Raw genomic sequence first — 9,998 nt, 5'->3', positions numbered from 1 at the left:
CCGGGTAAAACTTCTTTCTGGTTCAAATACCTGGTGCCTTTCAGCTACTATGATCAAACGCGCGAATTTGTAAAACGGCAGCGCAGCGGTAATTTCGGGGAAAATGCCTACCAGCAGTTTGTAAAGCTGCGGCCGGGTGTTGACCTTACAAAGCTGCTGGCCAAAATAAAAGATATTGAAAAGAGTGAGGATAATGTTAATGCCAAAAATTCAGATGTGGTGCTGTTCCCTTTCAGGAACAAGCATTTGTATAGTGAATATGTGCATGGGAAGGAAGCCGGCGGGTTTATTGAATACGTGCGCATTTTCGGCGTAGTAGGCCTGCTGGTGCTGCTGATAGCCTGCATCAATTTTATTAACCTTACCACGGCGCGCGCCGCAAAAAGAGGGCGCGAGGTAGGCATCCGCAAAGCCATAGGCTCGCGCAGGCAGGCGCTGGTGGCGCAGTTTCTTACAGAGTCTTCACTGTTGGCGGCCATTGCTTTTATTATAGCATTGCTGCTGGTGCAGCTGCTGCTGCCTGCATTTAATGCGCTTACCAATAGCAGCATCCGTATTCCATATGGCAGTGTTATCTTTTGGCTGCTGGTAACAGGCGGTGGCTTAGTAATTGGGGTGCTGGCCGGTTTGCGGCCTGCCCTGCACCTTGCCGCCTTTAACACTGTAAAAACATTGAAAGGGGCCGCGCAATCCGGCAGGTCTGCCACCTTCTCACGCAAAGTGCTGGTGGTGGTGCAGTTCAGCTGTTCTGTAGCGCTTATCGTCAGCACCCTGGTAGTGTACCGGCAGGTGCAATATGCCAAAGACCGGCCTACAGGGTTTAATGTAAGCCGGCTAATGAAAACAGACCTGAACAAAGACCTGCAGCAGAACTATATAGCGCTGAAAGATGCGCTGCTGCGCAGTGGGCTGGTGCAGTTTGTAACCACCGCCAGCAGTCCGCCCACGGAAATTCAATGGCATTCCGGCCTGGATGAGTGGCCGGGTAAAAATGCCGGCGAAACAGTGGAAATGGGTACTATTATTACCAGCCGCGACTACTTCAAAACCGTGGGCATGGCCCTGAAAAGCGGGCGTGATTTTACCGGCAATTTTGGTGCGGACTCGCTGGATGTGATCTTTAACGAAGCCGCCATAAAAAGGCTGCGGCTCCGTGACCCCCTGAATACTGCCATTACCTGGGATGGCCGGCAGTACCGGGTGGTAGGGGTAGTAAAGGATGCGCTTATGACATCGCCTTTTGCGGCGGCAGAACCTACGATGTTCATGGCCGGCCCGGAAACAGATCCGAATGATTATATATTATACAACCTTGCGCCGGGCGTAAACCCGCATACTGCGGTAGACCGGTTAACAGCCATATTTAACAGGTATTGCCCTGCTTTTCCATACACCTATAGCTTTGCAGACAGTGAGTATAACTACAAGTTTAACCAGGAGATGCTGATGGGAAAGCTGTCGGGCATACTGGCGCTGCTGGCCGTTATTATATCCTGCCTGGGGCTGTTTGGGCTGGCTGCTTATGTAGCAGAGCAACGTACAAAAGAAATAGGCATCCGCAAAGTGCTGGGCGCTTCCGTGGGGCAGGTGTGGGTGCTGCTATCCCGCGACTTTGTGCTGCTGGTGCTGATCAGCTGCTGTATTGCCGCTTTGCCGGCCTTTTACTTTCTGCAGCACTGGCTGGAGCAATACGAGTACCGCATTACCATAGGGCCGGGCGTGTTTATTGCCGCCACCCTGCTGGCGCTTATCATTACCGTCATTACTATCAGCTTCCAATCGGTAAAGGCTGCGTTGGCAGATCCTGTTAAAAGCCTGAAAACAGAATAACGAAGGAGGCGTTTTATATTCTTTTGGGTAAGGCTTCATTTTCTCCATAGAGTTTTTCTATGCCCTCTATAAAATCTTTCTATGCCGGTTCCCGGCTCCTCCACTTGTTTAGCTGGCTAATTATTTCTACTTTTACCGCATGAATAAGATACCGGTGTCTGAAACTGTGAGTTACCTGATCTCCAGGATCGGTAAGGCGCACCGTAACAGGGCGAACGCGCTGCTGGCGTCCCTGAACCTGCACGCGGGGCAGGAGCTGCTGCTGCAGCAGATCTACCAGCAGCAGGGCATTACCCTTAATGAGCTTACATGCGGCATGTGCGTATCGGCCGTAACGGTTACCCGTACGGTAGAGCGCCTGGAAAAGAACGGTTTTCTCAAGAAAGAGCGCTGCCAGTCGGATCAGCGGGCCGTAAGGGTGTACCTGACTGAAAAAGGCGCCAGGGCGGTGGAAAGCGTGGAGCAGAAGATGTGGGAAGTACTGGAACGCGAAACCTTAGATAACCTAAGCATGGAGGAGCGGGTGTTATTGAAGCGGCTGTTGATGCAGGTGCTAAGCAATTTGTCATAAATGTTACACATAAAAAGGTCAACCTGGTTGAATATTATTAGCCGGCTAAATACTTATCTTGTGTAATTTATTGTAATTATTTAAAAAATTGCTGGAAGGATATTCTAAATTTGTGGCGAAGTTATGTGATGGATCTGAACTGTTGTACTGTAAAACTGTAGCTGACTAATTACGCTGCCTAATTATCCTCCACCGGCATTCGTCAGGAAAAAAGCATTTAGATGAAGAACAATGTGTTAATACCCGTATATGATATCAGCGCCCATATGCCTGGTGTATCGGAGATCCAGGGCTTTACCATTGGCCGTTCGCTGAACATGCCTGCCGGCGGCGCGGAGCATCCGCACCGGCACACAGGGTTTACCATCACGCTGTTGTTATCCGGTCAGATGACCCAGTATATCGACTTTGAGAAATATACCGTAGCAGCACCGGCCGTAATATTGCTGGCGCCGGACCAGGTGCACCAGCATGACAAGCAGGACTCTATCTGCGAGTCGGTTTATATCCATTTCGACAAAGAGTTCCTGATGGCGGAATGCCAGGGGATGCTGAACTGCTGGGCGTGCATTTTCGACAAGCGAGCCATTCCTGTAAAGGCCGCGCAGATGCAGGAGCTCATGAACTTTGCAGGGCTGATGTTAAAGGAATACAGCACGCCGCGCCCTATGCGCGACAGCATTATACGCAACCTGCTGAATGCGCTGATTATGGCTTGCGGCCGGCTGCCACAGCATAACGTGGCCTATATGCAGCTTGATACTGCGCAAAGCCGTATGGTGCGCCAGTTCAATGAGCTGTCGGACCAGCATTTCCGTGACAAAACACAGGTATCTAACTATGCGGATATGATGTTTGTTACGCCGGGGCACCTGAACGATACGGTGAAAGCCGCTATTGGCAGAACCGCCAAGCAGGTGATTGATGAAAAGCGCATAATGGAAGCCAAGCGGCTGCTGTTCTGGGGAGAGCATACTGTAAAGGAAATAGCCTGGCGGCTTAACTTTGAGGATGATGCCTACTTTAACCGTTTCTTTAAAAAACATACGGGTCAAACCCCGGCCATGTTCCAGCGGAATATCCGGGAAAAGTACAATTAATACCGCAATTTGTTAAGCATTAAACCTGAAGACTTGTATTACTTTTGTTCGACTTTTTAAGCTTATGAAAATGATTGTAAACATGCCTGCCGCATTGTTCTGTTAATAAATTTTCAACAGCAGTAACAAAACAACTTGCCTATCCGTATATGGATACGCCGGCGGGTGCAACCATGTCACAACTTACTGTTGGCCAATTCTGTTAAACTACTACCCGAAAACTGTCACTAAAACACACCACCTTTTAATTACTGAAAAGTAAACAGGCCGTTTTTTGTCCTGCTGAAAGGTACTCGATCGTCATAACATATATAACACTATAACAAATGGAACTATTATTGAAAAGAATGATCGCACACAAGCCACTCGCCCTGTTTGGCATTTTGATGCTGGCTGTATTATTATATAGCTGCTCTTCAAAACAAGCAGGCGGTCCTCCTCCGCCGCCTCCGCAGCTGCCTGTTATGGCGGTTGCCACCGCGCCGGCCACTACGTACCTGGAATTTCCTGCTTCGCTGGAAGGAAAGGTGAACGTGGAAGTGCGTCCGCAGGTATCTGGTTACCTGGAAAAAATATTTGTAGATGAAGGCGCCTATGTAAAAGCCGGCCAGCCTTTGTTTAAAATAAACCCGCAGGTATATGCCGAACAGCTGAACAGCGCCAAATCAAACCTGCTTGCCGCGCAAGCCAACATGGACCGCGCGCAGGTTGAAGTGGACCGCCTGGCGCCGCTGGTTGCCAACAACGTGGTTTCTGACGTGCAGCTGAAAACCGCCAAAGCAAATTATGAGGCAGCCAAAGCAACTGTAGCCCAGGCTAAAGCAGCAGTGGGCGGCGCGCAGATCAATGTGGGCTATACCCTGGTTACCGCGCCCGTAAGCGGTTACATCGGAAGAATACCTTATAAAATAGGCGCCCTTGTAAGCAACAATGATGACCAGCCGCTCACAATGCTTTCCGACATACATGAAATGTATGCTTACTTCTCTATGAGCGAAGCGGATTTTATCAGGTTTAAAAACAGGTTCCCGGGCAACACCATTGAGGAGAAGCTGCGGAAAGCGCCGCCGGTAGAGCTGATACTGGCCGACAACAGCGTGTTTGAGCAAAAGGGGAAATTAGAAACCATAGAAGGCCAGTTCGATAAAACAACCGGCGCTATCAGTTTCCGCGCAACCTTCCCCAACAGCACGGGCACACTGCGTACCGGCAACACCGGCACAATAAGGCTGGCAGAGGAGGTGGACTCCGCCATTGCCATACCGCAGGAAGCTACCTTTGAAATACAGGACAAAGTGTTTGTATACACAGTAGCAGACAGCAATAAGGTAGCCAGCAGACCTATTACCATTGCCGGCAAAACCACCAATCAATATTTTGTAAGCAGCGGGCTGAAACCCGGTGAAAAAATTGTTTTATCCGGAACCGGTAATCTGAAAGACGGGGCTGTAATTACGCCTCAACCCGTATCGGCGGATAGCGTGTTTAAATCAAAAACGTTGTAAGTGACGGCTGGTACTTTACTGGTAAAGTACCACATGCGGCAATCGATTTTACTTGCAATCTAAAAAGTGAACTTATCATGTTAAGAAGATTTATATTAAGGCCGGTCCTTTCTACTGTAGTGTCCATTATACTGCTGTTACTGGGCATTATATCCTACTGGGCCTTGCCGGTTACCCTGTTTCCCGATATTGCGCCGCCCAGCGTAACGGTTACGGCTTCTTACCCAGGCGCCAACGCCGAAGTGGTAGCCCGTTCGGTGGCCAACCCGATAGAGGAAGCGGTGAACGGTGTGGAGAACATGACGTACATGACCTCCAACTCCAGCAACGACGGTAGCATGGTGTTAACGGTGTATTTCAAGCAGGGAACCGACCCGGATATTGCGGCTGTAAACGTGCAGAACCGCGTATCTAAAGCCACCAGCCAGCTGCCCCCGGAAGTAATAACAGCCGGTATCAGCACGCAGAAGGTACAGAATGGTTTCATCATGTTTATGGGTTTGTATAGTGAGGATGCTAAACAATACGATGAAAGATTTCTGCAAAACTATATCAAGATCAATCTTATCCCCGAAATACAACGTGTGCCGGGCGTAGCGCAGGCGCAGATATTCGGGGCCAAAGATTACTCTATGCGTATCTGGTTAAAGCCGGACCGGCTTGCCGCCAACAACCTTGCGCCGCAGGATGTGCTGAATGCAATCAAAGATCAGAATATTGAAGCAGCCCCGGGCCGCCTGGGTGAAAGCAGCAAAGAAACCTTTGAATATGTATTGAAGTACAAGGGTAAGCTGAACGTGAATGAAGACTATGAGAATATTGTGGTAAGGGCCAACAGCGACGGGTCTATGCTGCGCTTAAAAGACGTGGCGCGCATAGAGTTCGGATCGTTCTCTTACGGCGCCAATAACCTGCTGGACGGAAAGCCTGCTGCGGGCTTTGCCATTATTCAAACAGCCGGCTCCAACGCCAACGAGATCATTGAACAGATAGAGCATTTGCTGGTTGGGTTCAGGGCTTCTCTTCCCAAGGGTGTGAAGACCGAAATCATGTACAACGCCAAAGACTTCCTGGATGCGTCTATTGACCAGGTACGTGAAACGCTGGTGATCGCATTTATACTGGTGTTTCTTGTGGTGTTCGTATTCCTCCAGGATTTCCGTTCTACATTAATCCCGGCTATAGCCGTGCCCGTGGCCATTGTGGGCACATTCTTCTTCCTGCAGCTATTTGGTTTCAGCATTAACCTGCTAACCCTGTTCGCGTTGGTGCTGGCCATTGGTATTGTGGTGGATGATGCGATAGTGGTGGTGGAAGCCGTGCATGCGAAGATGGAGCAAACCCGGTGGCCGGCCAGGAAAGCCACCCTTAAATCAATGGACGAAATATCAGGCGCCATCATATCTATTACCCTGGTAATGGCGGCAGTGTTTATCCCCGTTGGTTTTATGCAGGGCCCCGCAGGCGTATTCTACAGGCAGTTTGCCTTTACGCTGGCCATAGCCATTCTTATTTCCGCGGTGAATGCCTTGACCCTGAGCCCCGCCTTATGTGCGTTGTTCCTGAAAAATGAGCATGGCGAAGGGCATGACGATCATGGCCGCAAAACAGGATTCGGCAGCCGGTTCTTTAATGCCTTTAACACGGCTTTCCAGGCGATGACCCACCGGTATGTAAGGAGCCTGGGCTTTCTTATCCGCCGGAAGTGGATTGCCATAGGCATGCTGGTAATTATAACCATCGGTGCTTTTATACTGGCCAAAAGGGCGCCCACCGGGTTTATACCCACGGAAGACCAGAGCTTTGTATTATATGCGCTGAACACGCCTCCCGGCAGCTCGCTGGACAGAACGCATAAATCTACATCAGCGTTAAACGGCATGCTGCAGCAAAACCCGGCAGTAAAGCACATATGGACAGTGGATGGATTTAACTTCATCAGCAATGCCGCCGCATCTCCTTACGCCGCAGGCTTTGTAAGATTAAAAGATAAGGCCGAAAGAGGCGCCGTGAAAAATATTGACCAGGTTACGGGAATGATGTACGGGCCGGCCAGCCAGCTGAAAGACGCCAGCGCCTTCTTCTTCACCTTCCCCACGGTGCAGGGCTTTGGTAACGTGAGCGGTTTTGAGTTTATGCTGCAGGACAGGCTGGGCGGACCTTTGGACCAGCTAGGCATGAATGCGTGGGGCTTTATAGGCGCGTTGATGCAAAGAAAAGAGATCGGCGCCGCCTTTACTACCTTCTCCGCTGGCAACCCCCAGTACCAGGTAGTGGTAGATAATTTTAAAGCCAAGCAGTTAGGCGTATCTGTTAGTAACCTGATGCAGACACTGCAGATATACTATGGCAGCAGCTACGTTTCGGATTTTAACCGCTTTGGAAAGTATTATCGTGTAATAGCGCAGGCCGACGTGCCTTACCGCAACGATATTCATTCGCTTGACGGTATTTATGTGAAAAATGAGCTGAACCAGATGGTGCCGGTGAAATCAATGGTTACGCTAAAACGCGTATATGGCCCGGAAACGGTAACCCGCAATAACCTGTTTAATGCCGTTACCATTAACGGTACGCCCAAGCCGGGCTACAGTACGGGCGATGCTATTAAGGCCATTGAAGAAACAGCCAAACAGGCGCTGCCCAAAGGGTACAGCTATGAATGGACCGGCGCTACCCGCGAAGAAATAAAAGCAGGCGATCAGCAAACGTATATCTTCCTGCTCAGTATCATATTCGTGTACTTCCTGCTGGCCGCCCAGTTTGAAAGCTATGTGCTGCCGCTTGCGGTTATCCTCACCATACCCACCGGCATCCTGGGCGTATTTACGTTCATCAGCTTTGCCGGCCTGGATAATAATATCTATGTACAAATAGGTATGATCATGCTGATAGGGTTGCTGGCTAAAAACGCCATCCTGATCGTAGAGTTTGCGGTGCAACGCCGGCGAAACGGTATGGGGCTGCTTGAATCGGCGCTGGCCGGGTCACGGGCAAGGCTTCGTCCTATCTTAATGACTTCGTTTGCCTTTATCGTAGGTTTAATACCCCTGGTATTTGTGCAGAAAGGATCGGCGGTGGGTAACCATTCTATCGGCTACAGCGCCATAGGAGGGATGCTTACCGGTGTGATACTGGGCGTATTTATTATTCCTGTGCTGTACGTTATTTTCCAGTTCTTGCAGGAAAAAATAACAGGCCGCGCCGGTTTAAGGGTATACGAAGAAGAGATGGAAGAAGAAGAAGTGGCTTTATAAACAGGAAGCTTAATAATGTGCAGATGTGCAGATAGGTAAATGTGCAGAGGGACGTGCGCAAATGCGTTTAAAAGTTATAATGATATAATTCATGCAAAAGAGATTTTTAAGTCTGATAATTCTTCTGATAGTTGTAGTGCTGGCAGCATGCCGGGTGGGTCGTAATTATGAACGGCCCGCCCTGGACCTGCCGGAACATTTCAACGGACAGGCACAGGCACCTTCGGACAGCAGCATAGCCGGCGTGGAGTGGAAGCAGTTTTTCCAGGACCCCGTGCTGCTGCAGCTGATAGACAGCACGTTGAAAGGCAACTACGACCTGCAGATAGCGCTGAAGAACATTGAAAGCGCGCAGGCCTATGTAAGACAGGCCAAGGCTGCCTGGCTGCCTTCCCTGAACCTGCAGGCCACAGGGAGCACCAGCTACCCATCCAAGAACAGCCTGAATGGGATTAGCCTGGGCAGCTTTTTGAAAACAGATCATATTGAAGATTACACACTTGCTGCCAACCTTTCCTGGGAAATAGATGTATGGGGAAAGATAAGGCGGCAGAAAGAAGCGGCGCTGGCCAGCTACCTGCAAAGCTATGAGGGCGCCCGCGCCGTGCAAACGGAGCTGGTAGCCAATGTAGCCAACAGCTACTACAACCTGCTGATGCTGGATGAGCAGCTGCAGATAGCCAAACGCAATGTAGCGCTGAGCGACTCCATTGTGCAGATGATGCGCCTGCAAAAAACTGCCGGCGATGTAACTGAGCTGGCCGTGCAGCAGGCATTATCGCAGCAGCAAACCGCCGCCCTGCTGGTACCCCAGCTGGAGCAGGGGATAGCCATACAGGAAAATGCACTGCAGATACTGGCCGGCAAGCTACCTGGTACGGTTACACGTAATACCAGCCTGGAAGACATTCATATATGGAATGCGCTGGGCACCGGCGTACCGGCGGAGCTGATCAGCCACCGCCCGGACGTACGTTCCGCGGAAATGGAGCTGGTAGCAGCTAATGCCCAGGTAGGGGTGGCCCAGGCCAGCATGTACCCGGCCCTGACACTCACCGCCAGCGGCGGGCTCAATTCATATAAAGCCGCGCACTGGTTTGACATTAACTCCTTATTCGGTACTGTAGCAGGCGGGCTAACCCAACCGGTATTCCAACGCCGCCAGCTGAAAACCCAGCTGGAAGTAGCCCGCATACAGCGCGACCAGGCAGCATTGCGCTTCCGCCAACAGGCGCTGAACGCCATTGGAGAGGTAAGCAATGCCCTGGTACGGCTGGATAAGCTGCAATCACAGCGCCAGATAGCCAACAGCCAGGTACAAACCCTGGACCTGGCCATTTCACAGGCCCGCATGCTGTTCCGCAGCGGCCTGGCCAACTACCTGGAGGTAATTACCGCACAAAGCAACTACCTGCAGGCCGAACTGACCCGGGCGGATGTAGTTCGCCAGCAGCTGAGCGCCAGCGTAGAGCTGTACCGCTCTTTAGGCGGCGGCTGGAAGTAAGGAATAACGATATTCAACAATAGCAACATTAAAGGACACAACAGACAGGACACATGAAGGTAAGGGCTGTACCAGATACGGGTACAGCCCTTTTTTATGTGCGCCCGGTATGATCATAAACTTGGAGGTGCAAGTCCTCTACGGGCCTTGATAGTGGGAACCGTTAGCCAAAGGCAAGGGTGTCCACCGCGAGGTGGAATCTGAAGAAAGCCGGCGGCAAAATCCCGGTTC

Annotated in this window: 6 protein-coding genes; all 6 read left to right on the top strand. The window is 50.8% G+C overall.

Annotated elements, in window-relative coordinates; genetic code table 11:
• The coding region (locus VFS25_RS17795; RefSeq protein ID WP_326463518.1) for an FtsX-like permease family protein at window positions 1–1,830 on the top strand (1,830 nt) is incomplete at its 5' end.
• A gap of 139 nt (window positions 1,831–1,969) precedes the next feature.
• Window positions 1,970–2,401 carry a MarR family winged helix-turn-helix transcriptional regulator gene (locus VFS25_RS17790; RefSeq protein WP_326463517.1) on the top strand — a complete coding sequence of 144 codons (432 nt, stop codon included), beginning with the start codon at window positions 1,970–1,972 and terminating at the stop codon, window positions 2,399–2,401.
• Window positions 2,402–2,622: 221 nt separating this feature from the next.
• On the top strand, window positions 2,623–3,501 hold the full coding sequence (locus VFS25_RS17785) for a helix-turn-helix domain-containing protein (RefSeq protein WP_326463516.1): 879 nt from the start codon (window positions 2,623–2,625) through the stop codon (window positions 3,499–3,501).
• A 326-nt stretch (window positions 3,502–3,827) separates the two neighbouring features.
• On the top strand, window positions 3,828–5,006 hold the full coding sequence (locus tag VFS25_RS17780) for an efflux RND transporter periplasmic adaptor subunit (RefSeq protein WP_326463515.1): 1,179 nt from the start codon (window positions 3,828–3,830) through the stop codon (window positions 5,004–5,006).
• A 77-nt stretch (window positions 5,007–5,083) separates the two neighbouring features.
• On the top strand, window positions 5,084–8,263 hold the full coding sequence (locus VFS25_RS17775; protein ID WP_326463514.1) for an efflux RND transporter permease subunit: 3,180 nt from the start codon (window positions 5,084–5,086) through the stop codon (window positions 8,261–8,263).
• Between the two features lie 91 nt (window positions 8,264–8,354).
• Entirely contained in the window at window positions 8,355–9,767 is a 1,413-nt protein-coding gene (locus tag VFS25_RS17770; RefSeq protein WP_326463513.1) for an efflux transporter outer membrane subunit, read from the top strand.
• Window positions 9,768–9,998 lie beyond the last annotated feature (231 nt).

Source organism: Chitinophaga sp. (assembly GCF_035761305.1).
In the GTDB taxonomy this organism is placed as follows: domain Bacteria; phylum Bacteroidota; class Bacteroidia; order Chitinophagales; family Chitinophagaceae; genus Chitinophaga.
The sequence above is the reverse complement of the archived record's forward strand: the minus strand, read 5'-3'. Positions and strand labels throughout refer to the sequence as shown.

Bases quoted from the DNA above. Each gene is read 5' to 3' on its own strand.
- VFS25_RS17770 (WP_326463513.1), top strand. From the start codon at position 8,355: ATGCAAAAGAGATTTTTAAGTCTGATAATTCTTCTGATAGTTGTAGTG.
- VFS25_RS17790 (WP_326463517.1), top strand. From the start codon at position 1,970: ATGAATAAGATACCGGTGTCTGAAACTGTGAGTTACCTGATCTCCAGG.
- VFS25_RS17775 (WP_326463514.1), top strand. From the start codon at position 5,084: ATGTTAAGAAGATTTATATTAAGGCCGGTCCTTTCTACTGTAGTGTCC.
- VFS25_RS17785 (WP_326463516.1), top strand. From the start codon at position 2,623: ATGAAGAACAATGTGTTAATACCCGTATATGATATCAGCGCCCATATG.
- VFS25_RS17780 (WP_326463515.1), top strand. From the start codon at position 3,828: ATGGAACTATTATTGAAAAGAATGATCGCACACAAGCCACTCGCCCTG.